The sequence below is a fragment of the Paenibacillus sp. FSL H8-0034 genome, assembly GCF_038000305.1.
GTDB lineage: Bacteria > Bacillota > Bacilli > Paenibacillales > NBRC-103111 > Paenibacillus_S.
The window spans coordinates 2656443-2673657 of record NZ_JBBOBS010000001.1; the positions used below are offsets into that span (position 1 = coordinate 2656443).

At 46.6% G+C, this 17215-nt stretch carries 16 protein-coding genes; 15 read left to right on the forward strand and 1 reads right to left on the reverse strand.

Annotated elements, in window-relative coordinates; all coding sequences use genetic code 11:
- The first annotated feature begins 6 nt into the window (after positions 1-6).
- From NST47_RS11970 to NST47_RS11985, 4 genes are read left to right on the forward strand one after another with little or no spacing between them, the layout of a single operon-like run.
- Positions 7-1314, forward strand: coding sequence for an ABC transporter substrate-binding protein (locus NST47_RS11970; protein WP_341155348.1), 1308 nt, complete (start codon positions 7-9; stop codon positions 1312-1314).
- A gap of 41 nt (positions 1315-1355) precedes the next feature.
- The gene (locus NST47_RS11975; protein ID WP_256711221.1) at positions 1356-2294 is read left to right on the forward strand and encodes a carbohydrate ABC transporter permease; all 939 of its coding nucleotides are present in this window, start codon (positions 1356-1358) and stop codon (positions 2292-2294) included.
- Positions 2295-2296: 2 nt separating this feature from the next.
- Positions 2297-3139: a carbohydrate ABC transporter permease gene (locus NST47_RS11980; protein WP_076229480.1), complete on the forward strand. Its 843-nt coding sequence runs from the start codon at positions 2297-2299 to the stop codon at positions 3137-3139.
- Positions 3140-3168: 29 nt separating this feature from the next.
- Positions 3169-4098 carry a dihydrodipicolinate synthase family protein gene (locus tag NST47_RS11985; RefSeq protein WP_341155349.1) on the forward strand — a complete coding sequence of 310 codons (930 nt, stop codon included), beginning with the start codon at positions 3169-3171 and terminating at the stop codon, positions 4096-4098.
- A 75-nt stretch (positions 4099-4173) separates the two neighbouring features.
- Here NST47_RS11985 and NST47_RS11990 read toward each other — a convergent pair whose 3' ends face one another.
- On the reverse strand, positions 4174-4974 hold the full coding sequence (locus tag NST47_RS11990) for a helix-turn-helix domain-containing protein (RefSeq protein WP_341155350.1): 801 nt from the start codon (positions 4972-4974) through the stop codon (positions 4174-4176).
- Between the two features lie 274 nt (positions 4975-5248).
- Here NST47_RS11990 and NST47_RS11995 point away from each other — a divergent pair, with 274 nt between their 5' ends.
- From NST47_RS11995 to NST47_RS12045, 11 genes are all read left to right on the forward strand, one after another.
- Positions 5249-6883: an extracellular solute-binding protein gene (locus tag NST47_RS11995; protein WP_341155351.1), complete on the forward strand. Its 1635-nt coding sequence runs from the start codon at positions 5249-5251 to the stop codon at positions 6881-6883.
- Between the two features lie 98 nt (positions 6884-6981).
- The gene (locus tag NST47_RS12000) at positions 6982-7917 is read left to right on the forward strand and encodes an ABC transporter permease (RefSeq protein WP_256711223.1); all 936 of its coding nucleotides are present in this window, start codon (positions 6982-6984) and stop codon (positions 7915-7917) included.
- Positions 7918-7947: 30 nt separating this feature from the next.
- On the forward strand, positions 7948-8823 hold the full coding sequence (locus tag NST47_RS12005; protein ID WP_341155352.1) for a carbohydrate ABC transporter permease: 876 nt from the start codon (positions 7948-7950) through the stop codon (positions 8821-8823).
- A 43-nt stretch (positions 8824-8866) separates the two neighbouring features.
- Positions 8867-10051: a hypothetical protein gene (locus NST47_RS12010; protein ID WP_341155353.1), complete on the forward strand. Its 1185-nt coding sequence runs from the start codon at positions 8867-8869 to the stop codon at positions 10049-10051.
- A gap of 32 nt (positions 10052-10083) precedes the next feature.
- Positions 10084-10572, forward strand: a complete 489-nt coding sequence (locus NST47_RS12015; protein ID WP_341155354.1) for a sulfatase/phosphatase domain-containing protein — start codon at positions 10084-10086, stop codon at positions 10570-10572.
- 126 nt (positions 10573-10698) lie between these two features.
- On the forward strand, positions 10699-10959 hold the full coding sequence (locus NST47_RS12020; protein ID WP_341159662.1) for a helix-turn-helix domain-containing protein: 261 nt from the start codon (positions 10699-10701) through the stop codon (positions 10957-10959).
- Positions 10960-11144: 185 nt separating this feature from the next.
- On the forward strand, positions 11145-11276 hold the full coding sequence (locus NST47_RS12025) for a hypothetical protein (protein ID WP_341155355.1): 132 nt from the start codon (positions 11145-11147) through the stop codon (positions 11274-11276).
- A 58-nt stretch (positions 11277-11334) separates the two neighbouring features.
- Positions 11335-12597 (forward strand): hypothetical protein, encoded by a 1263-nt coding sequence (locus NST47_RS12030; protein ID WP_341155356.1) that lies wholly within the window; start codon positions 11335-11337, stop codon positions 12595-12597.
- Between the two features lie 46 nt (positions 12598-12643).
- Positions 12644-13912 carry a sialidase family protein gene (locus NST47_RS12035; RefSeq protein WP_341155357.1) on the forward strand — a complete coding sequence of 423 codons (1269 nt, stop codon included), beginning with the start codon at positions 12644-12646 and terminating at the stop codon, positions 13910-13912.
- A gap of 126 nt (positions 13913-14038) precedes the next feature.
- Positions 14039-14941, forward strand: a complete 903-nt coding sequence (locus NST47_RS12040; RefSeq protein WP_341155358.1) for a dihydrodipicolinate synthase family protein — start codon at positions 14039-14041, stop codon at positions 14939-14941.
- A 284-nt stretch (positions 14942-15225) separates the two neighbouring features.
- Positions 15226-17181, forward strand: coding sequence for a glycosyl hydrolase (locus tag NST47_RS12045; RefSeq protein ID WP_341155359.1), 1956 nt, complete (start codon positions 15226-15228; stop codon positions 17179-17181).
- Positions 17182-17215: the final 34 nt, after the last annotated feature.

The window sequence follows — 17215 nt, forward strand, 5'->3', positions numbered from 1 at the left end:
TTAGCTGTGAAGAAAAGGAAAAAGCTTGTATTTGGATTGTTGTCCATTGTGTTGGTCGCGTTATCCGCCTGCTCGAGTCCACAGACGGAGGGTCAAGGTACTGCCCCTGTCAAGGATAATAAAAATGAGAAGGTGGAGCTGCGTGCAACGTGGTCAGGAACTGCAGGACGCCACGAGCGCACTTTGAAAGTCATTGAGCTGTTCGAGAAAAAGTATCCGAACATTAAAATTAATGCGGAATACTCAGGTACTGACGGATTTTCCGACAAGCTCAATACCCAGATTGCCGGAGGGAATGCTCCTGATTTAATTAATGTCGGGGGGATTACCGATTTGGTGGCCCGTGGTGCAGCCCTGGATATTACGCCCTATGTGACCAGCAAAGAAATCAATCTCGATAAATTCGATCCTGCTTTATTGGAGCCGGGCAAGGACAATGGAAAGTTCTATGGCATCAGTTTGGGTACCAATGGAATCGGTTTTTTTTACAATGCGGATCTGATTAAGAAAGCAGGTATGGAGCCTCCTAAGGATACATTGTCATGGGAAGAGTATGAAGCTTATGGCAAGGAAGTCGTTAAAGCACTGGGACCCGGCTATTATGCATTTGCCGATCAATCGAGATATTCGCTTTATATGAATTATTTCCTGCGCCAAACCGGCAAAACCATTTACAAGGACGGCAAGGCAGGCTTCGATAAAGCGGATGTGGTTAGATGGTACACGATGTGGGACCGGATGCGCAGTGAAGGACTGCTTCCAACACCGGAAGAATCGGCGACTTTTACCGACCTGTCCGTAGACACCTCCATATTCCCGAAAGGCAAAACCGTATTTCTGATGAGCTGGCTGAATCAATTAACGGCATTTCAAAATGGGATGAAGGATGAGCTGCAGATTACAGCACTGCCGTCCGGCGGACCAGGAGCCAAAAATGGATTGTGGGTTCACCCCAGCCAATTCTGGACGATTAATAAAACATCCAAGCATCCGAAGGAAGCCGCCATGTTCATTAATTTCTTCATTAATGATGAGGAAGCAACCCAGGTTCTTGGCAGTGAGCGTGGTATTCCCAACTCATCGGCCGTTCGTGACATGATGAAGCAGACACTGAATCCGACAGAGAAAAAATTCTACGCGTATTTTGAAAATTATATCTCCAAAGCCGGACCTAAGGATCAGGATCTCCCTAACGGTACAGAATTTGGCAATGCCGTTGTCAGCTCCTCGCAAAAGGTTTACTTCAAAAAAGCGACCATCGATCAGGCTGCACAGGAAGTTGTAGATGCCTTTGACAAATCGGTCAAGAAATAAGCGATAGCGTGATGATCAAATCTGTATGAGGAGGAACCGTGTTGAATTCGATTGTTGCTACGAATAAGGGGCGAGGGCACAAACTGCGGAGGCTTTGGAAGGAAAATAGTGCTGCGTACCTTTTTCTCCTCCCATGGTTGATTGGAATCTTCCTGCTTACGCTCGGGCCGATGCTCAGCTCGCTGTATTTATCCTTTACCAAATATGACATGCTGAAGCCCTCGGAATGGATCGGAATGGACAATTACAGGACTATGTTCACGAATGATGTCCATTATATGAATGCTTTGAAGGTAACGTTCACCTTTGTATTTACATCGGTACCACTCAAGCTTGCTTTTGCACTGGCGATTGCCATGCTGCTCAATATGGGTCTAAGAGGACTCGGGATATACCGTACGCTTTATTATATCCCGACCCTGCTTGGGGGGAGCGTAGCCATTTCCGTGCTGTGGCGCAAAATGTTCAGCGCAGACGGTGCCGTCAACCAGGTTATGCTCAGTCTGTTCGGTTATCAAGGGCCGGATTGGGTAGCCAATCCCAAATATGCGCTGTATTCGGTTTCGATGCTGGCTGCCTGGCAGTTTGGCTCTTCAATGATTATTTTTCTCGCCGGGCTGAAGCAAATTCCCTATGAGTATTACGAGGCATCCAAAGTGGATGGAGCAGGGAAAATCCGCCAGTTCTTCAATATTACGATTCCGCTGCTTACACCCGTGCTGCTGTTTAATATTGTGATCCAGATCATCGGAGCGTTTCAATCATTTACGCAGGCATTCATCATTAGCGGAGGCACAGGCGGACCGATCGATTCGACGTTATTTTATACGCTGTATTTGTATATGAAGGGATTTACTTCTTTTCAAATGGGATATGCTTCTGCAATGGCGTGGGTGCTGCTGGTTATCATTTCGATCTTCACCGCACTGATTTTCCTTTCATCCAAATACTGGGTAAATTACGGGGATGGAGGTAATTGACAATGACTGATCGTCTCGGAAATCGGGCTTGGCTGCTTCATTTTGCAATTGTTTCGCTTGGTGTCATCATGCTGTATCCGATCGCCTGGCTGATTGCCAGCTCATTTAAGCCCAGTAATCTGATTTTCTCTGATCCGGGTCTGTGGCCAACCGAGTTTACATTAACCAATTACACGACCGGTTGGGCGGGATTCGCCAAAAACAAATTCAGCACCTTTTTTATTAACTCCTTTATCGTATGTGCCTTGTGTGTAATCGGCAATCTGGTGTCTACATCCCTGACGGCGTTTGCTTTTGGCCGAATGGGCTTCATCCTGAAAAAGTTCTGGTTTGGTCTGATGCTGATGACGATTATGCTGCCGCATCATGTAACGATCATTCCACAGTATGTACTGTTCCGCAATCTGGACTGGATCGATACGTATTTCCCGTTGTTTGTGCCCAAGTGGCTCGGGACCGAAGCGTTTTTCATCTTTTTGATGATTCAGTTCATACGTGGACTTCCCAAGGAGCTGGATGAATCGGCAAGAATCGATGGCTGCGGGCCATTCCAGATTTATTGGCGCATTATTATGCCGCTATGCACACCAGCGCTGATTACGACCGCCCTGTTCACCTTTGTCTGGACATGGGACGACTTTTTCACGCAGCTGCTGTATCTGAACTCGGCCAAGCTGTTCACGGTTCCACTCGGTTTAAGACTATTCATGGATTCATCAGGAGAATCGGCTTGGGGACCACTGTTTGCAATGTCGGTGCTTGCGCTTGTGCCCAGCCTGATTATTTTCTTCTCGCTGCAAAAATATTTTGTCGAGGGTATTTCAACAACAGGAATTAAAGGTTAATTAAAATTGAGATGAGAGGCGGAGTTAAAGTGAGTGTAAAAGCGAAGGAAGTACCTAATGGCGTTTGGCCGGTAATGCTAACCCCGTATACGAAAGACAATGAGGTTGATTATATCGCACTTGAGCAATTAATAGATTGGTATATCAAAAATGGCGTCCATGGATTGTTTGCGGTATGCCAATCCAGTGACATGGTTCAGCTTTCATTGGCAGAGCGGGTAGAGGTTGCACGCTTTGTCAAAGAGAAGGCGGCTGGCCGAATACCTGTTGTGGCATCCGGGCACGTATCCGAATCGTTCCAGCAGCAGCTGGAGGAAATTAAACAAATATCGGCGACTGGTGTGGACGCTTTTGTGCTGGTAACAAACCGCCTCGCTCAAGAGCATGAGGACGACGAAGTATGGAAGGCGAATGCCGAAAAAATATTGGCGCAATTCCCAGATGTGGATTTTGGTTTATATGAATGTCCTAATCCCTACCATAGACTGATGTCTCCGGAATTAATGAAATGGTGCGGTGAAACGGGCCGATTCGGCTTCATGAAGGAATGCAGCAACAATATTGAACAGATCAAAGCGAAGATCAAAGCCGCAGAGGGCACGCCTCTTAAAGTGTTTGTCGCCAATAATCCGCATGTGCTCGAAACGATGCAAGCAGGTGGTGCGGGATACAGCGGTATGCTGGCGACGTTCCAGCCTAATCTGTATGCATGGTTGACGGACAATTGGGACAAGGAGCCTGAAAAAGCCGAATTGATCCAAAACTACCTGGGTGCCTCATGCTTGTTCGAGGGCAGACATTATCATATTGCAACCCGCTATTATTTACAGCTGGAGGGACTTGATATTACCTTGAAGGCTCGTACGAAAAAAGCTTCAGATTTTAAAGTCACACATGAGCGCGAAGTGGAGCAGTATCGAAAGTTCAATCAATATGTGACGCAAACGATTTTAAATTAAACGAATTTATACCAGCAAAGAGCTGATGCATCTTTCATGGCATCGGCTCTTTTTTTGATTGAAAACGCCCTGTAGCTATTTGGTCCAGTTTTTATGCTTGCGATATTCGGTTGGCGTCATTTTTATTTTTTGCTTGAAAAAATGGGAAAAGTGGGAGGTGTCATAAAAGCCGAGCGACTCGGAAATATTCTCGATCGTATAGTAGGAAGCACTCAGATAAGAGCAAGCCTTATTAATTCTAAGCTGATTATAGAGATCGATCACGCCGCAGCCAAATTCCTTTCGCACAAGCCGCTCCAAATGGGATTGGCTGATCGCAAGCTCCTTGGAAACATCGCTCAATGTGATTTTCTGGTTCAAATTTTTATTCAGAAACGTTAACAAATGATTTTTGAAGTTAACTTCGTTGCCATTCATGATCATTTCCACGCAGGAAACAATAAGGCCGTCCAAAATATTGGCAATTTTGATTTTCGAGAGCTTGGTGAATCCTCTGGATTCCTTTTCAAGTACAGGCAGAAGATCAAGATTATGCGAGTAATCGATAATGATAAAATCCGGAATGTAGGCATCCAGCAGGCCAAGCATACCCTTGGTATCCTTGGACGTTTGCAAATTGATACCGAACTGATAATAGCCGGTGGTCGATCTTAATGAATGCGGCTGCAGCGGAGGTGTAATACAAATCTTCCCACGTGTTAAAGTATATTCCTCTCCACCTATCGTAAACAATAAAGTCCCATCAATCACCCAAATAAACTGGTAGTAGTTGTGATGGTGCTCAGGCATAAACCAATTCTGGGCACGATTGTAAAAATTAACCTCCTGATAAGGCTCCGCAACATTATATACCATAAAGCTCTCATTATTTTCCATATTTCTGAGCAGCCTCCCCCAAAAAAACGATATGAGCGAAATATACAAATAATTGATCTGATTGTCAATAGTGGGTTTGATTGAAACCATATATAATCTAACTATCAAGACACGCCACATCCAATGTAAAACAGCGTGATTATACAACCTTTTTTCAAACACGTCTAAATGTGCAAAGGGAAGTGATACAGAGCCTTTCATGTAAACGCTATCTTGATCAAACCACAATCAGGGGTCAATTGGGAATTGCTTAATCATTATGAGGAGGATGAACATGTCTACTAAAAAGTTTGCTCTGTTAGTCGTGACGCTACTATTTTCAACTACAACTGTATTAGCTGGATGCACAAGCAGCAATCCGCCTGCTGCGAAGCCTGGGGACAGTACTGCTGCACCTCAAGCAGGCACGGGAACGATGATTACCGATAAACCGTTAACGGTTACAGGCTGGACTGATTTTATACCTGCACCGGGCTCAACGGGAGTCAGCAGCTATAGCGATCAGATCCTGTGGAAGGAAATTGCCAAGAAAACGAACATTTCCGTGAAGTGGGAAACGACAGCCGCCCCGGCTGCAGATGAGTTTAAGCAGCAGTTGGGCCTGATCATGGCTTCAGGTAAAATTCCAGATATTATCGGACATATCGATCCACTGCTGGCTGATCAGTACGGCCGTCAAGGTGCACTGCAGCCGTTGGAGGATTTGATTAAGAAAAATGCGCCCAATCTCCAGAAGATTCTGGACAGCACCCCGGCGGTAAAAGGTCAAATCACTTCACCTGATGGGCATATTTATTTCTTCCCGAGACTTTTGCTGGACCCTCGTACGCAAGCGTTTGCAGGATATATGATCCGCGGGGATTGGCTGCAAAAGGTTGGGATGAAGGCACCGGATACGACGGATGAATTATATCAGGTTTTGAAAGCGTTTAAAGAAAAGGATCCGAACGGAAATGGCAAGGCGGATGAGATTCCGTTCACCGACAATCCGAACCCGATCATCTGGGCGTTTGGCGTAGGCAGCCGTGGTCCGAACAGCACCGACGATTTCTTCGTCGAGGACAGCAAAATCAAATACGGTCCGACTGATCCGCGCTACAAGGATGCCCTGCAATATTTGAACAAACTGTACAGTGAGGGATTGCTGGACCCTGAATACGAAAAAATGAAAGGTGATGTGCGTGACGGCAGAATTATGAATGAGCAGTCCGGCTTCATCTACGGCTCAAATGCCGGTTACCTGACCAAATATAACAAAATGCTGCAGGGTGCGGGCAAAACTCCGGGCTTTAACGCACTAGCCGCTCCCAAAGGACCAACAGGGGAACGCAATATTCTTGGTAGACATAATGAAATCGATCCGGGTCGTGGCGTGTCCATTTCCAGCACAACCAAAAATGCGGTAGAGCTGACGAAGCTGATGGATTACTTCTATTCCAATGAAGGAGCTACTCTGTTGTACTTCGGTACGGAAGGCGATACGTACACGATGAAGGACGGTGTACCCACCTATACAGATAAGGTGGCGAACGATCCGAAGCTTGATATTCTCGGATATCTGAATACGTATGTCGGCTATGTCAGCGGATGGCCTTCCGCACAAATTCCTGAGCATTATTTGGCTACGCTTAGCGATGAAGGAAAGAAAGGCAATGCACTGGCCGTGCAGTACGCAGGCAAGAAGAAGGTTCCTGCGCTTCACTTTACCCAAGAGGAACTGAACGAGGTGCAAACGCTTCAAAGAGATATTAACACGTATATCGATGAAAATATGAATGCTTTTATACGCGGGAAGAAACCATTCAGTGAATATGACGCCTTCCAGGCAGGACTTAAAAAGATCGGTTCGGATAAGCTGGCTGAGTTGTATGGCAAGGCTTATGCCCGATTCATCGCTGCGCTTAAGTAATGCAGCAACCATACGAACGTAAATAGGGTAAATCAGGCCGAGTGCAGGACGGATCGTTCCTTCCTGCGCCGCCTGTGAGCCTGGGAGGTGCATCAAACTTGGAAAATACCGCAGTGCAGCGCAAATCCGGCATGTGGATGCGAAATAAAATGAAGCGGAACCTGGTCTTGTATCTGTTTATCGCTCCAGCTGCTATCTATTATTTATTATTTCATTACGCGCCGATGTACGGCACGCTGATTGCTTTTCAGGACTATAACCCTTTTAAAGGAATGACGAGCAGTCCGTGGGTTGGTTTCAAGCATTTTCAGGCCTTTTTCGATTCCATCTACTTTTTCCGTTTGGTTCGAAATACACTGCTGATCGGTCTATATACGATTGTGTTCGGGTTTACGATTCCCATTGTGTTTGCAATCCTGCTGCATGAGGTGAAAAATTCGAAATTTCGCAATGTGATCCAATCCGTCAGCTATTTGCCTCATTTTATTTCGACGGTCGTTGTAGCGGGCTTGATTGTTAACTTTTTGTCACCTTCGACAGGATTTGTTAACGGAATTATTGAGCTATTGGGCGGCACGCGAATTGACTTTTTACGTGATCCAGGCTGGTTTCGGACGATTTATGTATCTTCAGGCGTATGGCAGACGGTTGGCTGGAGCTCAATCATTTATTTTGCCTCGTTAACCGGGATCAGTCCGAGCCTGTATGAAGCCGCAGAAATGGATGGAGCAAGTAGGTGGGATAAAATCTGGCATATTTCGCTTCCAGGCATCAAGCCGACGATTATTACGATCCTGCTGCTCGATCTGGGGCGCGTGATGGATGTAGGCTTCGAGAAGGTGTACCTGCTCTACAACACTGCCACCTATGAAACGGCAGATGTGCTGAGCACCTATGTATATAGAGCCGGTTTGGAGCAGCAGCAGTACAGCTTTGCTTCCTCCGTAGGTTTGTTCAATTCGTTCCTGACGTTCGTCTTTATTATTGTGTGCAATCGGTTGGCCCGGCGACTCAGCGGCTATTCTCTATGGTAACCGAATCTCTTGAAAGCGGGTGGATGTAAGATGAGTCGTATATCAAAAAAAACAAGCGGGACGGACGTGGCCATTTATGTGCTGCTGGTACTGACCGCAGTCTTGTTCATATATCCGTTCCTGTATATTATTTCTGCCTCTTTCAGCGATCCGGCCCAGGTCATAGCGAATCCGATGCTGATTGTTCCAGTAGGTTTTACGCTGGGGGCCTACAAGCTGCTGCTGTCCACGAGTACGATCTGGCTCGGCTATTACAACAGCATCATTTATACCGTCTGCGGTACGGCATTGAACGTAACGGTAACCCTGCTGGCTGCCTATGCCTTATCGCGCCAGGAGTTGACGGGAAGAAAGATCATCATGTTTTTTATCGTGATTACTTTATTTTTCAACGGCGGCATGATTCCGACTTATTTGATCGTCAAGTCACTGGGACTGCTTGATACGCGTCTCGCGCTGATTGTCACAGGTGCCGTGACGACCTGGAATCTGCTGATTACCAAAACCTTTTTTGAAATGAACATTCCCCAGGAGCTGCGCGATGCTGCCGAGGTAGATGGTGCGAGCGAGTTTACTTTTTTCCAAAAGGTTGCTCTGCCCCTATCGAAGCCGATTATTGCGGTTATCGCTTTATTTTATGGCTCAGGGCACTGGAACGCCTATTTTAACGCACTTATTTATTTGCGTCAGCGTGATTTGTTCCCGCTTCAGGTGTATTTAAGAGAAATTCTTATTCTCGATCAAAACACGGATATGATGGGGGACGTCAGTGACGGTCGTGTGCTGGTGGCACTTACGCTGAAATTCGCCGTTATGGTGGCTGCTATAGCGCCGTTATTACTTGTATTTCCATTCGTGCAGCGCTTTTTTGTAAAAGGTGTATTGATTGGAGCACTGAAAGAATAGACAGCGTTTCATGCTGAACCATGAGGAGACGGAGGCTTTACAAATGGAGATAGAAAAAATCAAAAACTTGTCAGTGGATGTACACAGATTAACGAATGGTGAAGGGCATTACTTTTACGGTTATTATGATAATCCGTCGTGGAGCGGGAATGACCGTTATCACTTGTATACAAAAGTAAAATTTTGGGATCGCCTGCAGACAAGCGAGGATATTGCCGAACTAGGCATGATTGACGTGGAGACCGGTCAGGAAATCCCGCTTGCGGAAACGACAGCCTGGAATTTTCAACAGGGAACGATGCTGCAGTGGCATCCGCTGGCCCCGAATGATGAAATTATTTTCAATCAGCAGACGGATGACGGCATTAAAGGCGTGGTAATGAATGTCCACACCAAGGAGTCAAGATTTTTGGAGCGACCTGTAGTGAATGTCGATCCGACAGGGAAATATGCGCTGAGCGTTAATTTCTTCCGGATGTATGATTTTCGCCCGGGCTACGGCTATGAGGGGACACCCGATCCGTTTGTAGATATGCCGCATCCTGAGGAGGACGGAATATTCCGGATTGAGCTGGAAACAGGTATTAGCAAGCTGGTGCTGTCCTTACAGGAAATTTGGGACTTTACCAAGGGCTATTTTGCAGGCGAAGATCAGAAGATTATGATAAATCACATCAATTTGAATACAGATGGAACCCGATTTGTTTGTTTGGTAAGGAATTTTCCTGTAAATGGTAAAAGTTGGAAAACAGCAATATTGACAGCCAACCATGATGGCTCCGATCTATACCTGCTGTCCGATTATGCTTATGCATCCCATTATCATTGGCGTGATCCGCAGCATCTCGTGATTTATTCGAGCGGCTTGGAAGGCTCGACAGCGGGTGTTCAATTGTATGAATTGAAGGATCAAACACACGAGGTTACGCTGCTCGATCAGCAGTACTTTTTGAGGGATGGCCACTGCACCTATTCGCCGGACAGGACTATTATGCTGTATGATAGCTACCCCGATGAGGACAGCTATCGTCATCTGTATGTATATGATTTGATCAACAGGAAGGGCGTAACGCTGGGTTCATTCTATTCCTACCCCCATATTAACGGAGATTTCCGCTGCGATTTGCATCCAAGGTGGAACAGGGCCGGAACCGCGCTATCGTTTGACTCCACACATGAAGGGAATCGTCATATTTATACTGTGGATGTCAGCGACGTATTTAAATAATCGAATAGGTAAGGCCAGGCTGTTTCCAAGATATGTCTGATCATGGCGAACAGGCTGGTGAGCACGGACTCATCGGAAAAAGCACCTTTTACGAAGGTTCTGCGAGAATCCCGATGATGTTCGCCGGGGATCTTATTGAATTTGGACGAGTCGTCAATCGGCCCGTCAGCATTTTGGATGTAGGGCCTACGCTATGTGAAATCGCAGGAGCAGATACACCACCAAGACAAGATGGAGTAAGCTTGAGACCGTTATTTGTCGCTCAGAATGATGCGGAAGCAGAGCGTATGGTGATCAGTGAGTTCATTTATCAAGTGGATGGAAATATCGTGCACGCTCGTATGCTTCGCCAGGGCAATTTCGGATTGGATCGCACAGATTTATTACAAGCCTCATCGACCATCGGCTTGAAGACAACACAAAAGCGAATAAGATCCATTGACATCATCGCCAGCAATTCACAGAAACGCCGTAGATCAGTCGTTTTTGGGCTTCAAGGAGCTGATTCAAGGCCGGAATAATGTTATTTATTTCAGTGATATTAACCCCAAACACACGCTTCAATATAATTATCCGTTTCAGGAAATGAAGGCTTTGGAAACATCAGTGATAGAAGGCAATATGGACATGATCAATACCGTTATCAAATCGATTTTGCCAGCCATTCCGGCATGTCCCAGTCTCATCTGTCTTACTTGTTCAAGCAAATGCGAGACAGCACGAGTTCCGATTACATCAACTATTTAAGAATAGAAAAGTCGAAGCAGCTGCTGGTCCAAACAGACGAACCACTCACCACCATCGTATTGCAAATCGGCTATTCCGATGTGTCCAGCTTTGTCCGCAAGTTTAAGAACACCGTAGGTACGACCCCAGGAGCTTTTAGGAAAACGGGTATTGCCAAGTAAAGGGCTTATGCTATCTGCATAGGCTTTTTGTTTACCTTAAATTTCGCATATAGACTTGCAATATCGCATATTGCTTTTGTGTTCCTCATTCAGCTACGCTTGGAAGTGACTCAGAGAGAATGAGGTCAGATCAAATTAAAACGCTTACTTAAAGAGAGAGAGCGTACATTCAAGAAAGGGTGACTTTGAATTGGCTTCAAAGATATGGTGGAATCGACCAAGAGTGGGACGCCTATGTCAAGAAAGTCAAGGACATGAATTCGGATGAGCTTGTAAAAATTTATCAGGAAGCCTTAGATCTTTTCAATAAAAATTAATGGCTATGACTGGAATTCACATCCCAATAATCAGCACGTCGCAGAAAGGAAAAGACTAATGCAAAGGTATTCAATAGCTGACGCTCCTACGATTGTTTTTGAATCTCCGGACCCTGCAGAGATTTATTGCTACAGTCCTGGAATTGCGAGACTTCATACTGGCCGCTTGATAGCGACGCTGGATCTTGGAGGTAAAGGGGTCACCAAAATGGAAGGCCCCAAGGGCATTCGCTATGGTGAGCCTACGATGGGGAAGGCGTTCATTCGCAATGAGAGCACAGAAGAATGGGAGCATGTGCTTGACTTCCCTTTTATGCATGCCCGGCCTTTCACAGCGGGAAGGGCTACATATATTCTGGGATTGACCGGTGATTTGACCATCGTGCGTTCGGATGATGATGGGATGACCTGGTCAAGCCCGGTAACACTGACCGAAGGCGAGCAATGGACGCAAGCTCCTTGCAATGTACATTATGCCGGCAATTATGTTTATCTGGTCATGAACAAAAGACCGTATCATGATGTGACATCATTTCCACCGTTTTGTGTGGAGGCACCTGTTTTAATGCGTGGGCACGTCAATGCGGACCTGACATTAAGGGAGAACTGGATTTTCGCCTCGGAATTGGTGTTTCGGGACATCGTTTCGATAGATGATCTGGATTATTTTGGAATTCCCTTTTACCAAAAACATGAGGGAGAAAGTGTGGAAGCTGCACCGGGAAGGAAATGTGTCCCGATTGGCTGGCTGGAAACGAACATCGTCCAATTTCAGGATCTGAATCATTATTGGTATGATCCCAGTGGCCGAACGTTTCATTTGTGGAGCCGGGCGCATACGGGAGGAACGGGGTATGCGGCGATTGCCAAGGTTGTGGAGCATGAAGATGGAAGTATGACGACGATGCTCGAAACGGTGCCCTCAGGCAAAACAATCTTGTATGTGCCTTGTCCGGGGGGACAGATGAAATTTCACATTGTATATGATGACTTGTCTTCGCTGTTTTGGTTACTGAGCACGCAGGCAACCGACAGTATGACCCGTGCCGAGCTGCTGCCGAAGGATCGGTATGGACTGCCGAATAATGAGCGGCAGCGGCTGCAGCTCCATTTCTCCAAAAATTGCATCGATTGGTGCTTTGCAGGGATTGTAGATATGGTGTCTGAGGTTAAACAATCGCGGCACTACGCAAGTATGGTGATCGATGGCGAGGATCTGCATGTACTCAGCCGCTCTGGGGATAAGCATGCCAAGCATGCACATGATGGCAACTTAATCACATTCCACACAGTGAGAAATTTCCGGGAGCTCATTTATTAACTTATGGCAACAAATCTTATGGGAATGAATAAGGAGACATGGATACATGGTGAAGAGGGTTGCACAAACGCTGGCAGAAAAGTGGGTTACGGTTTACCAGTCACCTGACCCGTCGTCCATAGCATGCTATAGTCCCGGTATTGCTCGATTACCTGGAGGGCGGCTGCTGGCCACGATCGATATTATGGGTATTGGTTTAGAGCAGCTGGGTGGAAGCAAGGGCATCCGAAATGGCAAGGAGATACAAGGGAAGCTTCTGATCTCCGATGATGGAGGGCAAACGTGGCAGCAGCAGCTCGATTTCCCGTTGATGCATGCCCGTCCCTTTGCCTGTGGCTCCAATGTCTATATTCTTGGCCATTGCCAAGATTTGATGATCATCCAGTCAGGCGATGGGGGCAATACCTGGTCGGAGCCGATAAAGCTGACAATAGGTGAGCAATGGCATCAAGCTCCCTGCAATGTTCATTATGCAAATGGGTGCGTGTATATCGTCATGGAAAGGTTTGCAGCTTCCGATGTGTCTGGTTGGCCCGTCAGTGTCATCGCTCCCGTAACCATGCGAGGCAGGATGGATGCGGATCTGACAATAAGGGAAAACTGGACATTTGCCTCTGAGCTTGTGTTCCGGGATGCAGTTGCGGTGAGCGAGCTGGATTATTTTGGGGTTCCTTTTTTCCCTACACTGCCGAAGGAAACCATGGAGGTTGCACCGGGAAGGCATTGCGCCCCAATCGGCTGGCTGGAAACGAACATCGTCCAATTTCAGGATCCGAATCATTATTGGTATGATCCCAGTGGCCGAACGTTTCACTTGTGGAGCCGGGCGCATACGGGAGGAACGGGGTATGCGGCGATTGCCAAGGTTGTGGAGCATGAAGATGGAAGTATGACGACGATGCTCGAAACGGTGCCCTCAGGCAAAACAATCTTGTATGTTCCTTGTCCGGGGGGGCAGATGAAATTTCATATTGTATATGATGACGTGTCTCAAATGTTTTGGCTGCTGAGCACACAGGCAACCGACAGTATGACTCGTGCCGAGCTGCTGCCGAAGGATCGGTATGGACTGCCGAATAATGAGCGGCAGCGGCTGCAGCTGCATTTCTCCAGAAATTGCATCGATTGGTGCTTCGCAGGCATGGTAGCCATGGTAGCGGACAATAAACAATCGCGGCATTATGCGAGCATGGTGATCGATGGAGAGCATTTGCACGTACTCAGCCGATCCGGGGATGAGCACGCCAAAAATGCACATGATGGAAATTTGATTACGCTTCACACCGTGAGCAATTTCAGGGGCTTGATCTATTAGTGAAGGCACGAATCGAATGAGAACCAAATCCTATGAGGTTACTGTAAGAAAATTCGATATTACCAAAGAGAATGAACGGATTGTCGTTACGATATAAAAATACGAATAGGGAAGAAGGAAACGCTCTTGATTCAGAATCATCCATCAGCAGCTTCATTTAAAGGTGTGTTTTCACTGCTGCTCACCCCATTTACAGCTAATGGCGCCATCGACTGGAACACGTATGACAAGTATGTGGATTGGCAGCTTTCAAAGCAGCCAGATGGTTTATTTGCCGTCTGTGGAAGCAGCGAGATGAAGTGGCTGAGCTTCGAGGAAAGGCTGGAGCTGGCGAAGCGTGCCGCACAACGCTCCGGCAAGATTCCTGTCATTGCCACGGCCAATCTGAATCCGGATATAAGTAAGCATGCCTCAGAAATTGCCGAGATGTCAGAGACCGGAATTTCCGGAATTGTGCTTACGCCACCGAGTGGCATGGGCGAAGATCAAAGCAAGCTGGGCGATTATTTCGCCAGCCTGCTGGAAGGCTGCCAATTGCCTGTAATTGTATACGAGTGGCCTCATGTTACTCCTTATTTGATCGATCCCCAAATATTTGGGAAGCTGGCTGATCTGGGCCTTACAGGCATCAAGGATACAACTTGTACGCTTGAGGGCATTCAATTCAAAATACAAATGGCTTCCCAATCGGTGGTTTACCAAGCGAATACCCCGTTCATGCTTGATGCGATTCGAATGGGTGCCCAAGGCATTATGGCGATCACAACAGCATCAGCGGCAGGGCTGGTCGTGGATTTTTGGCAGAAGGCAACGCACAATCACCCGGACGCTGAGGTACTTCATCAGCATCTTGTTTATTTGGATGCCATTCTGCGGCTAGGCTACCCGGCGATGGCGAAGCATTTGGCAGTCTGCCAGGGAATTCCGTTTGACCTTTATACAAGATGGCCGGTAACGTTAAAAAACGAAGCGCTCAAGGCCATCGAAATATGGTACAACTATGCCAAAAGGCTGGAGCTGCTGTATTAGAATTAAGGGTCATGCGAACAGGGTGAATATCGGGTAAAACCGTATGCTCATCCTGTTTTTAAACTAGTTTAAGAATCGCATATGGGTGTTAATTTTCGAGCATTTACATGGCGCCATGTACTCACTAGAATGAAGCATGCAGCACGGCAAGATAAATGGAAAAGTGAGGAGAAGATGCGAATTTACTTTGTAAATTGAAGGCGGTTTCGAGAGGTATTCATCATGTAATAGGCTACAGAGATGCTCTTAAGATTTAGCTTAAAAAAAAGGGAGTGATCGTATTTATGTTCCATTTTGCATGTGTCAAGTCTAGTGTAATTACCATGATGATACTGGTTCTACTGATGGGTTTGCTGCCAGTCCAGGAGGTTCATGCTGCTTCAGTTAACCCGAATGCCAGTCAGAAAGTAAATGCTGTATTGAATTACCTTGAAACGTTGAAAAACCAGAACCAAATATTAGCTGGACAGCATTTGCATGAAGGTCGGACCGATCTGTATGCGCCTATCAGTGAGTATCAGCATACGTACGACGTGACCGGCCGCTACCCGGCGCTTCTCGGCTTGGATATGGATTTTGGTGTGCATGGGTCGGTGTTCTCCAGTATGGATGAAAACCGGTCGAAGAAAGTTGAGCAAGCCACCCAGCATGCTGCGCATGGTGGACTTGTCACCTTTACATGGCACGAGACCAGTCCCCAAGCAATCGATGACAGTGGCTGGAGTGCAGTTAACCAAGCCATGACAGCAACCAATTTCCATGATCTTGTTACGCCGGGCACGCCCTTGTACAACAAATGGTTGGCTCACATCGATTTGATTGCTTCATACCTGAAGGAATTGCAGGATAATGGTGTAGTTGTGCTATGGAGACCCTACCATGAAATGAACGGTAGCTGGTTCTGGTGGGGTAATAAAGGAACGGAATTCAAGCAGCTATGGATCAACATGTACAACAGATTTACGAATCATCATAATCTGAATAACCTGATCTGGGTTTGGTCGCCGAACACGGGAGACATGAACAGCGTGTACACCAATTATTATCCAGGTGATGCATACGTGGATTTGGGCGGAGTGGATTTATATACCAACAATCGAACCGATGCCGCTTGGACTTCCGTCAATAACACCTTCAAGACCAAGCTAGGCTCGAAGAATTTCGGCTTAACGGAAGTAGGGCTATTGCCGACTCCGGAAAAGCTAATCAACGATACCGACTATGTGTGGTATATGTTATGGCATACAGGCTGGATGGACAATAACTTCTATGGGGCGCCAACTGGTAACGGACCGGGAAGCAATCCGCAGATTCTGATGGATTTCTATAATTCCCCCAATACGATTACTAGAGATGAATTATCTTTATCGACGACAATTATCGATCCGCTCGACAATTGGAATAAAACCTACAGCCATAGCTCGGGTCTCTCCTTCGACGTAACGAACACGCAATACATTGGCAATGATTCCTCCCGAGCCTATCGGATGCCAACAGCTCCAGCCCATGCCGAGATCGTCTGGAAGTACAAAGGCATCTCAAGCTTTCAGGCTACAGGCTATCATTGGCCCTATGAGTCGATATCGCACTACAGCTTCTTTACATCATCCGATGGAAGCACCTGGACACCGGCAACACCGGTGATTACCCAAAACTCAGTTGGCTCGGGCGGGAATTGGTCCAAGTTTACTTACGCTCTTAGCGGCTTGTCGAATGCCAATTATGTAAAAATACAATGGAACTATACGAGCGGAATGCAATGGAACCCCAATCTCGGCGAAGTCAAGCTTGAGCATACAGGTTCATTTGAAACCACTTCTGTAGATCCGCTCAATGATTGGACCAAGACCTATTCCCATACCCCTAACACTAACTTTAACACGACTAATAGCACTTATATTGGTTACGATCCTTCGCGAGCCTCTAGGACGCTGGCAACGGACGAGGAGATGATATGGAACTACAATCAAATTCAAAGCTTTCATGCCACAACTTACTTCTATCACGAAGAAGCGATAGCTCATTTCAGCTTCTATACGTCACCAGATGGAAGCACCTGGACACCGATTACTCCTACCATCCACCAGAATACGGCGGTTTCCAGTGCTGCGTGGACGAATATGTCTTACACACTGCAGAATCTTAGCAACGTAAATTACGTCAAGGTTAAGTGGAATAAAACTTCCGGTTATGCCTGGAGCCCTCAGGTCGGTCAAGTGGCTGTAACGCATCTCAATTAAAGTCGAGCAAGATAAGAATCGCATATGGGTATTA